The 13,971-nt window shown below is 35.4% G+C and carries 19 protein-coding genes; 13 read left to right on the forward strand and 6 right to left on the reverse strand.

All coding sequences use genetic code 11. The features are described 5' to 3' along the window. The first annotated feature begins 8 nt into the window (after positions 1 to 8). From ACPWSR_RS07455 to ACPWSR_RS07480, 6 genes are all read left to right on the forward strand, one after another. On the forward strand, positions 9 to 470 hold the full coding sequence (locus ACPWSR_RS07455) for a DUF5673 domain-containing protein (protein ID WP_426351051.1): 462 nt from the start codon (positions 9 to 11) through the stop codon (positions 468 to 470). A gap of 63 nt (positions 471 to 533) precedes the next feature. Then, a complete protein-coding gene (locus tag ACPWSR_RS07460; RefSeq protein ID WP_426351052.1) occupies positions 534 to 1,016 on the forward strand; it encodes a hypothetical protein in 483 nt (160 codons plus the stop codon). 37 nt (positions 1,017 to 1,053) lie between these two features. Continuing rightward, positions 1,054 to 1,575 (forward strand): hypothetical protein, encoded by a 522-nt coding sequence (locus ACPWSR_RS07465; protein WP_426351053.1) that lies wholly within the window; start codon positions 1,054 to 1,056, stop codon positions 1,573 to 1,575. Continuing rightward, entirely contained in the window at positions 1,572 to 1,898 is a 327-nt protein-coding gene (locus tag ACPWSR_RS07470; protein WP_426351054.1) for a hypothetical protein, read from the forward strand. Before ACPWSR_RS07465 ends, ACPWSR_RS07470 begins: the two co-directional genes overlap by 4 nt. A gap of 37 nt (positions 1,899 to 1,935) precedes the next feature. Beyond that, positions 1,936 to 2,466, forward strand: coding sequence for a hypothetical protein (locus tag ACPWSR_RS07475; protein WP_426351055.1), 531 nt, complete (start codon positions 1,936 to 1,938; stop codon positions 2,464 to 2,466). 132 nt (positions 2,467 to 2,598) lie between these two features. Next, positions 2,599 to 3,252, forward strand: coding sequence for a GntR family transcriptional regulator (locus tag ACPWSR_RS07480; protein ID WP_426351056.1), 654 nt, complete (start codon positions 2,599 to 2,601; stop codon positions 3,250 to 3,252). 84 nt (positions 3,253 to 3,336) lie between these two features. Here the strand turns inward: ACPWSR_RS07480 and ACPWSR_RS07485 are convergent, their stop codons facing one another. Further along, complete coding sequence (locus tag ACPWSR_RS07485) at positions 3,337 to 3,771, reverse strand: cupin domain-containing protein (protein WP_426351363.1); 435 nt, start codon at positions 3,769 to 3,771, stop codon at positions 3,337 to 3,339. Between the two features lie 405 nt (positions 3,772 to 4,176). Between ACPWSR_RS07485 and iorA the strand changes: the two genes are divergently transcribed. From iorA to ACPWSR_RS07500, 3 genes are read left to right on the forward strand one after another with little or no spacing between them, the layout of a single operon-like run. Beyond that, positions 4,177 to 5,970, forward strand: coding sequence for an indolepyruvate ferredoxin oxidoreductase subunit alpha (iorA, locus tag ACPWSR_RS07490; RefSeq protein WP_426351057.1), 1,794 nt, complete (start codon positions 4,177 to 4,179; stop codon positions 5,968 to 5,970). Further along, entirely contained in the window at positions 5,957 to 6,532 is a 576-nt protein-coding gene (locus ACPWSR_RS07495; RefSeq protein ID WP_426351058.1) for an indolepyruvate oxidoreductase subunit beta, read from the forward strand. Before iorA ends, ACPWSR_RS07495 begins: the two co-directional genes overlap by 14 nt. 25 nt (positions 6,533 to 6,557) lie before the next feature. Next, positions 6,558 to 7,526 carry a bifunctional enoyl-CoA hydratase/phosphate acetyltransferase gene (locus ACPWSR_RS07500; protein WP_426351059.1) on the forward strand — a complete coding sequence of 323 codons (969 nt, stop codon included), beginning with the start codon at positions 6,558 to 6,560 and terminating at the stop codon, positions 7,524 to 7,526. A gap of 47 nt (positions 7,527 to 7,573) precedes the next feature. Here the strand turns inward: ACPWSR_RS07500 and ACPWSR_RS07505 are convergent, their stop codons facing one another. Then, positions 7,574 to 8,041: a helix-turn-helix domain-containing protein gene (locus ACPWSR_RS07505; protein ID WP_426351060.1), complete on the reverse strand. Its 468-nt coding sequence runs from the start codon at positions 8,039 to 8,041 to the stop codon at positions 7,574 to 7,576. A 214-nt stretch (positions 8,042 to 8,255) separates the two neighbouring features. Here ACPWSR_RS07505 and ACPWSR_RS07510 point away from each other — a divergent pair, with 214 nt between their 5' ends. Beyond that, entirely contained in the window at positions 8,256 to 9,047 is a 792-nt protein-coding gene (locus ACPWSR_RS07510) for an alpha/beta hydrolase (protein WP_426351061.1), read from the forward strand. A gap of 78 nt (positions 9,048 to 9,125) precedes the next feature. On the opposite strand, the gene ACPWSR_RS07515 is transcribed toward ACPWSR_RS07510, so the two are convergent. Continuing rightward, on the reverse strand, positions 9,126 to 9,572 hold the full coding sequence (locus ACPWSR_RS07515) for a YmaF family protein (protein WP_426351062.1): 447 nt from the start codon (positions 9,570 to 9,572) through the stop codon (positions 9,126 to 9,128). Between the two features lie 271 nt (positions 9,573 to 9,843). Between ACPWSR_RS07515 and nfsA the strand changes: the two genes are divergently transcribed. Continuing rightward, positions 9,844 to 10,581 (forward strand): oxygen-insensitive NADPH nitroreductase, encoded by a 738-nt coding sequence (gene nfsA / locus ACPWSR_RS07520; RefSeq protein ID WP_426351063.1) that lies wholly within the window; start codon positions 9,844 to 9,846, stop codon positions 10,579 to 10,581. Positions 10,582 to 10,646: 65 nt separating this feature from the next. Here nfsA and ACPWSR_RS07525 read toward each other — a convergent pair whose 3' ends face one another. From ACPWSR_RS07525 to ACPWSR_RS07535, 3 genes are all read right to left on the reverse strand, one after another. Continuing rightward, on the reverse strand, positions 10,647 to 11,477 hold the full coding sequence (locus ACPWSR_RS07525; RefSeq protein WP_426351064.1) for a SagB/ThcOx family dehydrogenase: 831 nt from the start codon (positions 11,475 to 11,477) through the stop codon (positions 10,647 to 10,649). Between the two features lie 381 nt (positions 11,478 to 11,858). After that, positions 11,859 to 12,203, reverse strand: a complete 345-nt coding sequence (locus ACPWSR_RS07530) for a hypothetical protein (protein WP_426351065.1) — start codon at positions 12,201 to 12,203, stop codon at positions 11,859 to 11,861. Positions 12,204 to 12,547: 344 nt separating this feature from the next. Further along, positions 12,548 to 12,649, reverse strand: coding sequence for a putative holin-like toxin (locus tag ACPWSR_RS07535; RefSeq protein WP_426351066.1), 102 nt, complete (start codon positions 12,647 to 12,649; stop codon positions 12,548 to 12,550). Positions 12,650 to 12,797: 148 nt separating this feature from the next. Between ACPWSR_RS07535 and ACPWSR_RS07540 the strand changes: the two genes are divergently transcribed. Further along, entirely contained in the window at positions 12,798 to 13,151 is a 354-nt protein-coding gene (locus ACPWSR_RS07540) for an MmcQ/YjbR family DNA-binding protein (RefSeq protein WP_426351067.1), read from the forward strand. Between the two features lie 14 nt (positions 13,152 to 13,165). After that, positions 13,166 to 13,819 (forward strand): alpha/beta fold hydrolase, encoded by a 654-nt coding sequence (locus tag ACPWSR_RS07545; RefSeq protein ID WP_426351068.1) that lies wholly within the window; start codon positions 13,166 to 13,168, stop codon positions 13,817 to 13,819. Positions 13,820 to 13,971: the final 152 nt, after the last annotated feature.

The following is a 13,971-nucleotide window of genomic DNA, read 5'->3' on the forward strand; positions in this document are numbered from 1 at the left end:
GGGGTGTTATGATGGGTTTATACGATATTATTTTGACTATCGTCTGGGGGTTAATGGTATGTTTTAGCCTTATAGATTTGATTTTTCCTGATATTTCAAAAGGAAAAATTATTCTGAGAGTACAAAAGGAGCAATTAGGCAGGAGAATAAGGCATAATCTCTACTGGGTGGCTTTTTCAATAATTTTTGCTCTCATTACTGATTCAATAACATTCTCTATATTTATTATCATATTCTGTATTTTACAGATAATCAAAGAAAATAGACCTATAGAAATAAGGGAAAAGGGAATATATTTTAACTTTATTTTTTATAAATTTAAGAAGGTGTTATCTTACACCTGGAAGAGTAAGAACTTATTGGAGCTTCATTTAAAGAATAATATTGCTTACAGTAATCTTGAAGTTAAGGATGATGAGATGGCTTTGAAGGTGGATGAGGTGCTGCAGAAGTATGCTAAGAAGGAGTAATTCTTGTATTACAGTTTAAGGAATATATTATTAGAGAGGTAGGCTCTGATTATAATGTATATTATGATATTTATTTTACTGATTGTGTTTATAGACATGTTTTTTCCAAGGGTAACTAAAGGCAGGCTCATAATGAAAATAAATAGACTACGATTAAAGAATAAATATCTTGCTTCTATTATATGGGGATTTCTAGTGATAGGTTGGGGTGCTTCTTATGTTGCAGATGTATCTAGACATAATGAGAACAATCTCTATACCATAAATGAATTTTCTATATACTGGGCTATTTTTTCCTTTTTTAATGCCATTAGAGCCTTTATACCTATTGAAATAAGAGAAAAGGGTATAATTGTACATGACGGCATGTTTTATAAATTCCAAAAAATAAACTTTTACACTTTAAAATCACCATATATAATCACATTTAATTATAAAAGCCTGTTAAAAGAGAATGACGATTATGACCTTGAGTTTAAGAATGAAGAAGATGCGATGAGGTTCCATGAGATACTGCATAGATATGTTACGCAGCATAAAAAATAGAACATAAATTTTATATATAACTGAGTTGGAGGTTTATATGAGAGCTTTACCATATATTTTAATACCTACGATACTACTAATGTTTAGTGTTGATATATTCTTTCCAGGAGTTTTTTATGGGAAGCTTATTATGAAGCTTGATAAACCAAAGTTAAAGGAAACGTCAGGTAAGGCTATAATGTGGGGATTGGGTATTATGTTTTTTAGTATCTTTTTTGTTGCTAATATTATGGATTACAGAAACAAGAATCCTTACATTGATAGTTACCATTATATATTTCAGATAAGTCTTACTTTTTACTGGATGCTTTACTGCATGTTAATGATTTTTAGATCCTTGAAACCTATAGAGATAAGAGAAAAAGGTATATCCGTTCATGATGGCTTCTTTTATAAATTTAAAAATATAAGTTTTTATACTCTGAAGTCTCCTAATATAATTAGGATTACTTATAAGAACCTCTTTAAAAATGATAAAGATTATGAGCTTAAGCTTAGAGATGAAGAAGAGACGCTGAGATTTGACCAGGCTTTAGAGAGGTATGTTAAAAGAGTATGACTAGATCAAAGATGCTTTTAATGGTTATCTATATAATAGGAGTTATTTGTGTATGTGCTATATTAGCAGAAATGCTTATAGGTGGTAACAAGGTTATAAATCCAGATGCTATGCTGCCAGTTACTTATTTTGAAAGCGGTACATTTAGATTAGCTATAGGTGCTGTGCCTATGTGTGTTGTTAGTTATTTGTTATTTATACAGTTTAAAAATAAAAAAAGATTTCTATTACTTATTCCAGGGGTAATTACTGCTGTTAATTTTATATATTGGGGTGGGATTATGGCAATGGGTTATATAAATATGTTATTTCATTTTTACTAGGATAAGTTAATAATTCTAAACTCTTGGGGGACGTGCCATGGATATAATAATGATTTCACCTTATGTATTTATACTTATACTATTACTTCTTAATCTAAAGATATTTTTCCCAGAAACCTTTACTGGGAGGCTTTTAATAGAAGGAAGAAAGCCAAAGGTAAGAGAGAAACTAGGCTTTACTATTATGTATATAATTATGATAGTGTTTTTTAGTGTTTTTCTTATTGTTTATATTATGAGGTATATTACGGAGAAGAATCCTTATAACGAAAATGATGTTTATTTATTTCAGATACTATTATGCGTATTCTGGGTTATTAATATCTTTATTCACATAATTAGGGGATTTAAGCCTGTAGCAATAAGAGAAAAGGGTATATTTATTGAAAATGGTATCTTCATTAAGTTTAAGAAGATATACTCTTATAAATGGAAGTCACAGAATGTACTGGAGCTGGATAGTAAAAGAGTATTTAAGCTTGGCGATGATTATCAGATAAAATTTAAGGATGAAGAAGAGGCTTTAAATTTCGATAGCATCCTTCAAAAGTATGTTAAAAAGATATAAATCAGATTCAAGCCCACATTAAGAGGCTTGATTTTTTTTAGTAAATATAAGTAAAATTTGAAATAATAAATTTCCTCTGCTATGATAAAATATATATTATATCTTGCAGAATAAAAGATTGGAGCCTAAGCCATGGCAGTGTTAAAGAAACAATCCTTAGTGGATCAATTATATGAAGAGCTGAGAAATGAAATTATAAATTTAAAATATCCTTTAGGTGAAAAGCTGGTTGCCAGTGATTTGGAAAAGAAGTATCAGGTGAGCAGTACTCCTGTGAGGGAAGCGTTAAACAGGCTTCAGCGGGAAGGTCTCGTGGAATATGAGAATAACATCGGTGCAAAGATAATCACCATTGAGGAAAAGGATGTTTATGAGATACAGGAGCTAGCCATGACCCTTCATAAGGCAGCTATATGCTTTTCTATGGAAAAGAGTGATCATAGAAAAATAGCAGAAGAGGTGGACAAGTATATAGAAGAATATGAAGTAGCTAAGTCTCCAAAAGAGAGGACTATGTGTGTTCATAGACTCATAGGAGTTTTCTATAAGTATTCAGGAAACCGCCGCTTGGATATGAATATGGGGCTTCTGAAAGGGCAACAGCTAATTTTAAGGAATTTATATAACAATACTGTTGGTCTTAAGGTTTCCTCCTCAGAATATTATAAAAGAATGAAGGATGAGATATTAAAGGGAAATACTGAAGGGGTTATTAAAGCCCTAGAAGAGGATGGGGAAAGTGCAATACCTGTTATACTTAAAGCAATAAATAAGGAATCCCTGTAATAATGTGATTTTTAGCTTTTAATAAAGCCTTTTAGAAGAAAGTGAGGTCTTCTAAAAGGCTTTTTGCTTTATTTTATTAGATTATCAACCTAGGTTCATTTCTGCTGCTTGTGCATCAGCTTTAGTTTGATGAACAACTCCTCTAGGATGGTTTGGAGGAGCATAGATAGAATAAAGCTTAAGTGGTTCAATTCCAGTATTGGTTATATTGTGCCAGGTTCCTGCGGGTACCATAATAGCAGAATCTTCATCTATATTTCTTTTAAAAGGAAGATTATTTTGGCTGTTACCCATTTCTGTTATACCTTGCCCTTGCTCAACCCTTAAGAATTGATCAACATCTGGATGCATTTCTACACCTATATCCTCACCAGGCATAATGCTCATTAAAGTAACCTGAAGCTGATTTCCTGTCCACAGTCCTAATCTGAAGTTTTCATTTTTGTTAGTGGCCTCATGAATATCCAGAGCAGCAGGATTAGGGCCGTAGTCCTTTAATTGAAGCTCTCCTTGCTGCATGGGGGATGGCATGTTATTGTTCATGCGATAATCATATGGATTATAAGTAGGAGCAAAATAACAGGGAACGGGATAGGCCCCATAAAAGCTCTGATAAGGGTCGCTCCTATATAAGTCGTTATAGCCGTATGCTACTGGTGGGGTAAAGGGGTAGAAGTATGGATTATTATTATATCCTTGATACATATTAAATTCCTTTCATAATGGTATATTTTATATTATGATAGGAGCTCTTAAATGGTACTTATTTGAGGGAGGAGCGAAAAAGTTATTAAGTTAAAAATTTGAATTAGTTGTAATATTTTCTTTAACATGCTTTGTCGGGGTGTTATAATTAAGTTAGGGATATATCTTGCAAGATATATGATACCGAATCGATTATATGGTTTTAATAGGAGGTTATTCATGAGAAGGTTAATGACAGGAAATGAAGCCTTGGCTAGGGGAGCCTGGGAATCAGGAGTTAGATTTGCTTCTGCTTACCCTGGGACGCCAAGTACAGAAATTTTGGAGAATATAAGTGAATATGAAGAGATTTATTCTGAGTGGGCACCTAATGAAAAGGTTGCCATGGAGGCTGCCGTAGGTGCATCTATAGCTGGAGCTCGTTCCTTAGCGGCAATGAAGCATGTGGGAGTTAATGTAGCAGCAGATGCCCTACTTACCTTTGCTTATACAGGTGTTACAGGAGGCATGGTGCTGATTTCTGCTGATGACCCAGGTCTTCACTCCTCACAAAATGAGCAGGACAATAGATATTATGCAAAGCTAGCAAAGATTGCTATGATAGAGCCCTCTGATTCTCAGGAAGCTAAGGATTATATGATAGCTGCCATGGAGATTAGTGAAAAATTTGATACTCCTGTGCTTATGAGGGTTACTACAAGAATATGCCACAGCAAAACTCTTGTGGAGCTAGGTGAAAGAAGAGAAGTTCCAATAGTACCTTATGAAAAACAGATGAAGTATAATCCAATACCTTCAGTATCCAAGGTTCTTCACAAGAATATAGAAGAAAATAGGTTAGTTAACCTTAGAAGATTTTCCAATGAAACCTCTCTTAACTCTATTGAGTGGAATGGGGACAGGAAGATAGGAATAATCTCTGCTGGAGTTGCTTATCAATATGCCAAGGAAATTTTTGAGGATAGAGCTTCTTACCTTAAGATTGGCTTTAGCTATCCTATGCCAATGGAAAAGATTAAGGACTTTGCTTCTCAGGTAGAAACCCTCTATGTGATAGAGGAACTGGAGCCATTTATGGAGGAGCAGATTAAGGCTGCAGGAATAAGCTGCATTGGTAAGGATAAGATTCCTCAGATATATGAGTTGAATCCAGATATACTGAAAAAGGTTTTATTAGGAGAAGAAAATCCAGTAATAGAATATGATGATTCAGTAGTAGCTAACAGACCTCCAACCCTCTGTGCAGGGTGTCCTCATAGAGGCTTCTTCTATGAGCTAGCAAAGAATAAGAATGCTTTTATATCCAGTGATATAGGCTGCTATGCCTTAAGTGGTATGGCTCCATTGAATGCAAAGGATACGGCTCTCTGCATGGGAGCAGGTTTCTCCATAGCCCATGGAGCACAGAAGGTATTCAACATGGCAGGAAGCAATAAGAGGGCTGTGGGAGTTATGGGAGACTCAACCTTCTTCCATTCTGGTATGACAAGCCTCTTAGACTCTGTATATAACAAGAGCAACGTTCTTCAGGTTATATTAGATAACAGAATCACTGGAATGACTGGCCATCAGGAGAATCCTGGTACTGGATATACCATTAAGGGTGAGGCTGCAACTGTAACAGATATTGGAGAGGTTTCTAAGGCTTTAGGAGTAAAGCATGTGAGAGTGGTAAATCCTTTGAAGCTTTCTGAGGTAAAGGAAGCGATTAAGTGGGGAATGTCCTTTGATGAACCAGCAGTGCTTATAACTAGATGGCCCTGTGTTCTTAAAAAGCTATCCCTAGAGGATAAAGAGGAATTTGGCGATTATATGAGCAAAAATGCCGTGGATCCTGATAAATGTATAGGCTGTAGAGCTTGTATAAGAACTGGCTGCCCTGCTTTATCTTACAATAAGGACACTAAGAAGGTAACTATAGATAGAAATCAATGTGTTGCCTGCGATGTCTGTGCTCAAGTATGTCCAAAGAAAGCTATAGACAGGGAGGTTGTTTTAAATGTCAGAGGTTAAGAATATATTATTATGTGGAGTAGGTGGACAGGGAACAATCCTTGCCAGTAAGATATTATCCCATGCCCTTGTTGAAGCTGGTTATGATGTAAAGATGTCAGAGATCCATGGAATGTCCCAGAGAGGTGGAAGTGTTACTACTCAGGTACGCTATGGAGAGAAGGTATATTCACCTATAATCGGTAGAGGTTCAGCAGATATTCTCGTGGCCTTTGAAGCTATGGAAGCTCTGAGATATATAGGAGAGATAAATCCAAAGGGTAAGGTTGTAGTTAATGATTTTAAGATGCAGACTGCTACCACAATAACAGGACAGCAGGAATATCCTGAGGATTCTGTGGAAAGAGTAAAGGCTTTGGCAGAGACAAAGGTATTAAATGCTGCTAAGGTTGCTGAGGACTTAGGTAGCCCTAGAGCTATGAATATAGTTCTTTTAGGAGCTCTTGTTAAGCTAATGAACCTTCAGGACCTAAACTGGGAGGAAGCTATTTCAGCCTGTGTAAAGCCAGCTTTTGTGGAATTGAATAAAAAGGCTTTAGAAGCAGGGATGCTGGCAGTATAATGGATTTAACAGTATATTCCTAAAGGTGGTTATTCATGAATATTTATCAGGAGAGACACCGGAAATATATGATTATGGAGATGATGTAATGGTTTATAATAGCTTTGAAGAGCTGATAAAAAAGGTTAAGGGCTATCCTGAGAGAAAAAGAATGGCCGTGGCAGTAGCAGAGGACAGCCACACTCTAGAGGCAGTGATAAATGCCCGTGAGGAAGGGATAATCAGTCCTATATTAGTGGGAAATAAAGAAAAAATTCAAGCAGTACTTGAGGAAATGGGAGAAGAAGTTCCTTTTGAAGACATTTATAATGCCGAGAGTGATGAGGAAGCTTGTACACTTGCTGTAAGCCTTGTTAGAGAAGGAAAGGCAGACTTTCTTATGAAGGGTAAGGTGGACACTAAGATTATCCTCAAGGCTGTGGTGAATAAGGAAGCAGGCCTTGGCCTTGGAAGAACCATGTCTCATTTTACAATGTTTCATGTTCCTACCTATCATAAGATACTGGTAGCAGTAGATGGTGGTATGGTAACCTACCCTACTTTGGAGCAGAAAAAGGACATTATAACCAATACAGTGGACACACTTCTGGACATGGGATATACCTGTCCTAAGGTTGGAGTGCTTGCCTGCGTAGAAAAGGTAAACCCTAAGATGCCTGAGACGGTAGAAGCAGACGAGCTCCGTCAGATGAACCATAGAGGAGAGATAGAAAATTGTATAGTAGAAGGACCTATTTCCTACGACTGTGCTGTTGATAAGGAAATAGCCGACTTTAAGGGCTATAAAAGCAGAATAGCAGGTGATGTGGATGTGATCGTAGCTCCAAATATCCATGCAGGAAATATTATGGGGAAAATGCTCATCTGTACCTGTAAGGCTAAGATGGCAGGCTTTGTGGTAGGAGCAAAATGCCCAGTAGTATTAACCTCTAGAGGCTCTTCACCAGAGGAAAAATATTTATCTATAGTGGTTTCTGCAGCAGCAGTTAAGTAAAATATAGAACCAGCAATAATAATTATAAATATTATTGCTGGTTCTATTTAATTTTCTAATAGTTCTAGGGTTTTAATGATAAAAGAAGGATTTCCGAAGAGAGTGAATCGTGCTTTTCCTTCCTTTTCTATATAGTCATAGGAATACCTTGCATAGCTATCATTTAAGTCAGTGTTATTTATTACCTCAACTAGCTTGTTGGACATATCTAAGGCAGCGTCCTTATTATCACAATAATAATCTACAATACTGCAGATCTGGATGCTTCCTTTTATATCTGTATTAACTCCATCAATAAAATCAAGTATCTCTTGTCTTTTGTTATCATGGATAGCTTTTGTTACATCCTTATTATTAAATAGCTTTTCAATGTTATCCATGGTAAACCTCCATTGACCACCGATTTTTTTCCCTTCCAGGCTTCCGTTTTTAAGATAGTTTCTAATAGTTCGGCTTGTGAGGCCAGTGATATTAGCAATATCCTCTACGGTATAAAGTTTTTCAAAGTCATTCATTAATTACAACCTCCTTCCATTTATTTCATTATATTTCATTTAATTTCATAAGTAAATACATATTTTCATATATTTTCATATTTTACAATATTATAAAAATATAAGATATTTATACTAGATTTATTATTGTATAGATAAATTAATTGGCATATAATTAACACAGTGGTATTTTTTGGTGCAATATATGCATATTTTTACAGGAGGAGAGGCTATTATGGCAGTAATGGATGTAAATTTTTATTCAAGTTGTCTTATGAGGAATGTCACCTATAGAGCTATAATTCCATTTTCTAGTGGAGTATTTCCCGGGGAAAATGAGAAGGATAGAGAGGAGTTTAAAACTCTGTATCTGCTTCATGGAATAATGGGAAATTATACAGATTGGACTTATCTATCAAGAGCAGTACAGCTAGCAGAAAAGTTTAAAATAGCAATTATAATGCCTTCAGGGGATAACAGCTTTTATGTGGACAATGAAAAGAATTTGAGCTTTTATGGTGAATACATAGGTAGGGAGCTAGTAGAGGAAACTAGAAGGCTCCTTCCACTATCTAAGAGGAGAGAGGATACCTTCATAGGAGGCTTGTCTATGGGGGGCTATGGTGCTTTAAGAAATGGACTTAAGTACTCTGATACCTTCAGTGCTGTGGCCGGCCTATCATCAGCTTTTGTTATAGATCTTGCTGCTGCTCCAGATGATCCTGTGGTTCCCTTTAGAAAAAAGAGTTATTTTGAAAGCATTTTTGGAGATATATCTAAGCTTCCAGGGAGCGATAATGACCCGGAGGCTCTCATAGAGAATATTTTAAAAGAAGAAAAGGAGCTTCCTAGATTATTTATAGCTTGTGGCACTGAAGATTTCCTTTTACAGTATAACAGAGACTTTAGAGATTTCTTAGTAGATAGGAATGTCCCCCATATCTATCATGAGAGTAGAGGTGGACATGACTGGATCTTTTGGGATCAGTATCTTGAGAAGATGCTAAGGTGGCTTAAAAGAGGATAAAAGCATTTAGAAAGCCTGCATACAAATGTATGCAGGCTCTATTAATAATACTTTAGAAGTTACTTAATAAAGAGGTGATTATTTGCTGCGTCTTCTAGTTTCTTCTTCCACAAGAGGTCTGTCTATTAGTGATGTGAAGAAGTACTCATGGCTATGGTCATTTGCCTCAGTGCTAGTTCCACATAAAACATGAATGTGCTTATCTGTGTTACCAATATAAATGGCTGGACCAGTTTTTCCACCTATTTCATGCCAGTGCTCAAGGGTATCAGTGTTAACATGATAGGCATGAACATGGTTTTTTCCATTATCAATTTCAATAGTAGCACTGGTTACACCTGCAACACGATGGCTATGGAGAGTAGAATTAGCATTTCCAACATTCGCTTGTCTAACAACCCCTACAAATTCATGAGTATGGGATAATTCAGTGGTAGTATCGTCATCACATCTTCTTTCGCAATTATAGTCATAATCTCTACTAACCTCTGTGGTATCAACTGAATAATTTCTTCTTGTGCTCATTAGTTTTCCTCCTACTTTTTGCATTGGTATAAGGACTCTATTTCCTGTCCCTTATATATACTATTCACTCCTTTAAGGAAGGTGAAAGAAACTTCAATTTTTTGTAGCTTTAAGTCCTTAGCTTACTAATTCATAGGAAATAATAGCTGTAAGCCTTCAATGAGATTTATATAAAATTATTCTATTTGCAATAGAAATAGTGCTAAAATATTCCTAAAGGAAAAATATATTGTGTAAGAAAGGTGGGAGAGACCCCTAAGGTCAAATGGCTATGAATGATACAATAAAGCTTTTACAGTCACATAAATCTATAAGAAAATATACAGATAAGCCTATAGAAGAAGAAAAGCTCCTAGAAATAATTAAGAGTGCACAGTGTGCTTCTACCTCAAGCTTTATACAGGCTTATAGCATAATATCTGTAGAAAATAAAGAAAACAGAAAGAGAATATCAGAGCTGGCAGGTAATCAAGCTTATATTGTAGAATGCCCTGTATTTTTAATCTTCTGTGCTGACCTCAGCCGATTGGAAAGAGCCTGCGAAAGCAGTGGGTTTGAATTTGATGGAGGCTATACAGAAAGCTTTGTGGTTGCCACAGTAGATGCTGCCCTAGTAGCTCAAAACGCCATGATAGCAGCAGAAGCATTAGGACTTGGAGGAGTATATATTGGTGGAATCAGAAATAATCCTGATAAGATAGCAGATATATTGAAGCTTCCTAAGAACTGTTATCCTCTAGTAGGCATGTGCCTTGGATATCCTGCAGAGAGTCCAGATAAGAAGGAAAGACTGCCTTTAGAGGTAGTATTCAAGAAGGATGAATATATACCTTCACAGGAGGAAGAAAAGCTTTCAGAGTATGACGAAAGAATTAAGCTATATTACAATGCCAGAACCAGTGGACAGCGTCAGGATACCTGGAGCGGCCAGGTAGCTGAAAAGCTTCAAAGCAATAGAAGGCCTCACATGAAGAAGTTTTTAGAGGATAGAGGGTTTATACTGAAATAAATAACATAGTAACAAATAATCCACAGCAATACATTGATTATATCTGTATCGCTGTGGATTATTTATTATTCCTCTTTTAAAAATGCATAAAAGGCATCCTCTTCCTCTTGATTATCCTCAGAGATAGTACCCACAGGAGCAGCATAGAAGATGAATTCTTCTTCTCCATCCAGCTTAAACATCTCGCTAGAAGCAGGGGTTTCTAGTGCTGCAATAGCACAGGTGCCCAGGTTTAAGGAGCTGCAAGCAATATAAAGATTTTGTGTAATATGACCTGCATCGATTAATGCAACTCTATGAGACCAGATCCCATATCTCCACTCTGCTCTATAGGGGATAACACTGTAATAGAAGACTACATTAGCTTTTTTAGCCCAGTTTTGCTCGCAGAGAGAAATGGATATATCCTTGGACAAGTCTTCCTTTTCCTCAATAAGCTCTAAGGAATGTCTATCTGGCATGTAATGATAATAGCCGGACTTCAAGCCTTCCACATTATTAACGGCAAGATAGCACTCAAATTCATGCCTTGCACCACCGCAAGCCACGGTTCTAAGGGTAGCATAATTATTTCCCCTAATAGACTTTACTCCCTGAGTAGCCCACAGAAGATAGGAAAGCTCAAGTAAGCCCATTTTTTCTTCTGTATATACTCTGCTGCTCTTTCTTTTATACAGTATTTCCAGTATGTCCTTCTTTAAAGGCAAGTCCCTATAATTATCAGGAAGCTTAAATACTTCCCCACCCATGGGAGCCTTAAAGAGAGGTGGTTGAGGCTTTCTCAAGGTTTGATCCGTCATATAGCCGCCTTCTACTGGCGCTTCCTCCATCTCAGAAGGCATTTTCATAAAATTTCTTCCTCTGCTTATGAGTTCTTTGATTTCATTATCTGTCATAATAAATCTCCTTATTATTCATTTTACATTATGCAGAAATATCATGTTTATATATAAACAAATATTTTAACATCTGAATTTATATATAAAATAAGGGTGAGCATGCTGCTAATAACGCTGTTAGAAATGATGGTTGACTACTTTTTTGCATTCTTCATGCTCAAGTATATTTGCCCAGTTGAAATAGTAGAACAAACTGGTAGTAATACAAGAATTATCAATTGTTTTGAAAAACCATATAAAATTGACGTAACTATTGCTAATACATAAAATACTAGCTGAAAAACTAAACATGCTTTAACAATTTTTGTATACTTGTTCATTATAATATTCGCCCTTTTCCATATAGTATATATACAAACAAAAATGACTAAGAATATACTAAACTTGATCTATGTAGTAGGGTAATCTTTCCTCTATGCTGCAGCCATCTAAGGAGTGCCAGTTTATCTTATCAATTAACACATATAAGCTTTTTCCATGAAATACCTTAGCGTTTAGAATATCTTTTAATTCAGTATACTCATATGCTTGTGAGCCATCTGGAGCTAAACCATACCAATAGATTTCTTTGTTAGACTCATCTCTGTCTGGCATTTTTCCTAGCCAGCAATCGTCGTATTCACTGTCGTCATCAATAGAAAATTCTATTTCGATACAGGAATTGTCTTTTAGTACATCACTATTTAATATCGTTTTTAGGTCCTGCAATTTAAATTTTGTCAATGGTATCACTCCTGAAGGCATACTTTACATGATAAGCATGCTTTGAAATATCTTACTAGAATGAAAGAATAAAGCTATATAATTAACTCTATTAATAGTATAACATTTGCTCGAGGAAACCGTATACATTAATTGGATAATTGCTGTGTTTCTAGAGAGGATAGTCATATTTTCTAGAGCTCAGGTTTATTTTTTATATTTATGTGATATAATATTAATAGAAAATGTGAAAAATAAAATAGGGTGCTGCGAACACCCTATAATATACAATTCTAGTTGTTTAGGCAACTGGTATCACTAAAGTTATATGAAAAACAGTAGCTCTCCAATTCGACCTGGGGCTACTATTTTTTTGACCTTTTATCAATAAGTAACACTATGAATGTTAGTAGTGATAGTAAAAATAATCCCGCCTGAAATAGTAACATTAAATTATAGTTACTCATAAGTACCACCTCCTTTCACAAGAAAGGTGAGTGATACCAGTAGCCCACATTTAACTATGAAATTGTACTTTAGAATTATACCGTTATTATGTAGAATATATACATAAGAATAAAATGGAAAAATACTAGACAAATAGGAGGGATGGCTATGAATTTAGAGGATGTAAGAGAATACTGTGATTCAAAGAAAGGAAGTAATGAAACCTTTCCCTTTGATGAGGAAACACTAGTTATAAGGGTAGCTTCTAAGATGTATCTTTTGACCAATATAAAGAGCAAGGAGCTTTCTATCAGCTTAAAATGTGATCCCTTTAGGGCTCAGGCTTTAAGATTAGATTATCCCTGTATAACTCCTGGTTATCATTTAAATAAGAAGCATTGGATTACTGTAGATATTGATGGAACACTAACAGAAGAAATGATATATTCTCTCATAGACCACTCCTATGAGCTGGTATACAAGGGATTAAAGAAATCAGAAAAACTACTTTTGGAATTATAGAAAGGAGCAAAGGCATGCAGTACATATTCATTCATGGGCTTGGACAAGACTCTTCGAGCTGGAATCAAACGGTTTCTCACATGAGTCTGGAAAATAAGATTGTTTGTCCAGATTTATGTTCATTTCTTAAAAGAGATGAGGCATCCTATTCAAGCTTATATAAGCACTTTTCACAGTATTGTGATGAAATATCAGAGCCCATAAATCTTTGTGGTCTATCTCTAGGTGGAGTCCTTGCATTAAATTATGCTATAGACAACCCTTCAAAGGTCAAGTCATTAATACTGATAGCAGCACAATATCAAATGCCTAAGCTGCTCCTTAAGGTTCAAAACACAATTTTTAGGTTCATGCCCAAAAGAGTTTTTGAAGCTATGGGAATTTCCAAGAAGGGTTTTATTAAATTAACCACTTCAATGATGGACATTGATTTTAGTAAAGCCTTAAATAGCATCTCCTGCCCTACATTAATCATTTGCGGAGAAAAGGATATAGCAAATAAAAAGGCTTCTATGGCTATGGCTGACCAGATAGTAAATTCACAGCTTCATTTTGTGAAGGATGCAGGTCATGAAATAAATAAAGATAATCCTAAGGAGCTGGCTGAAGTGATAAATAGTTTTTGTGAAATATGGGGTTCTGATGAAATAAACAATAACAAAGGTTGATGCATGAATAGTATAATACCCTTTATATTAAGCTATGATAATAGCAGTATATAAAGGGTGTTTTTTATTGGAATTATTTCTTCTCTATTATTGGAATTATTCCTTGTCTTTTATATAATGAAGAAAATGGCACAAGGCCACATTACATTATA

It is taken from the genome of Alloiococcus sp. CFN-8, assembly GCF_049943125.1.
Taxonomy (GTDB): Bacteria; Bacillota; Clostridia; order Clostridiales; family Clostridiaceae; genus JAEXZL01.

What these genes read in the sequence shown, in the direction of transcription:
- ACPWSR_RS07455 (WP_426351051.1), top strand. Translation starts at nt 9, where the DNA reads ATGATGGGTTTATACGATATTATTTTGACTATCGTCTGGGGGTTAATG.
- ACPWSR_RS07460 (WP_426351052.1), top strand. Translation starts at nt 534, where the DNA reads ATGATATTTATTTTACTGATTGTGTTTATAGACATGTTTTTTCCAAGG.
- ACPWSR_RS07465 (WP_426351053.1), top strand. Translation starts at nt 1,054, where the DNA reads ATGAGAGCTTTACCATATATTTTAATACCTACGATACTACTAATGTTT.
- ACPWSR_RS07470 (WP_426351054.1), top strand. Translation starts at nt 1,572, where the DNA reads ATGACTAGATCAAAGATGCTTTTAATGGTTATCTATATAATAGGAGTT.
- ACPWSR_RS07475 (WP_426351055.1), top strand. Translation starts at nt 1,936, where the DNA reads ATGGATATAATAATGATTTCACCTTATGTATTTATACTTATACTATTA.
- ACPWSR_RS07480 (WP_426351056.1), top strand. Translation starts at nt 2,599, where the DNA reads ATGGCAGTGTTAAAGAAACAATCCTTAGTGGATCAATTATATGAAGAG.
- ACPWSR_RS07485 (WP_426351363.1), bottom strand. Translation starts at nt 3,771, where the DNA reads ATGCAGCAAGGAGAGCTTCAATTAAAGGACTACGGCCCTAATCCTGCT.
- iorA (WP_426351057.1), top strand. Translation starts at nt 4,177, where the DNA reads ATGAGAAGGTTAATGACAGGAAATGAAGCCTTGGCTAGGGGAGCCTGG.
- ACPWSR_RS07495 (WP_426351058.1), top strand. Translation starts at nt 5,957, where the DNA reads ATGTCAGAGGTTAAGAATATATTATTATGTGGAGTAGGTGGACAGGGA.
- ACPWSR_RS07505 (WP_426351060.1), bottom strand. Translation starts at nt 8,041, where the DNA reads ATGAATGACTTTGAAAAACTTTATACCGTAGAGGATATTGCTAATATC.
- ACPWSR_RS07510 (WP_426351061.1), top strand. Translation starts at nt 8,256, where the DNA reads ATGGCAGTAATGGATGTAAATTTTTATTCAAGTTGTCTTATGAGGAAT.
- ACPWSR_RS07515 (WP_426351062.1), bottom strand. Translation starts at nt 9,572, where the DNA reads ATGAGCACAAGAAGAAATTATTCAGTTGATACCACAGAGGTTAGTAGA.
- nfsA (WP_426351063.1), top strand. Translation starts at nt 9,844, where the DNA reads ATGAATGATACAATAAAGCTTTTACAGTCACATAAATCTATAAGAAAA.
- ACPWSR_RS07525 (WP_426351064.1), bottom strand. Translation starts at nt 11,477, where the DNA reads ATGACAGATAATGAAATCAAAGAACTCATAAGCAGAGGAAGAAATTTT.
- ACPWSR_RS07535 (WP_426351066.1), bottom strand. Translation starts at nt 12,649, where the DNA reads ATGAGTAACTATAATTTAATGTTACTATTTCAGGCGGGATTATTTTTA.
- ACPWSR_RS07540 (WP_426351067.1), top strand. Translation starts at nt 12,798, where the DNA reads ATGAATTTAGAGGATGTAAGAGAATACTGTGATTCAAAGAAAGGAAGT.
- ACPWSR_RS07545 (WP_426351068.1), top strand. Translation starts at nt 13,166, where the DNA reads ATGCAGTACATATTCATTCATGGGCTTGGACAAGACTCTTCGAGCTGG.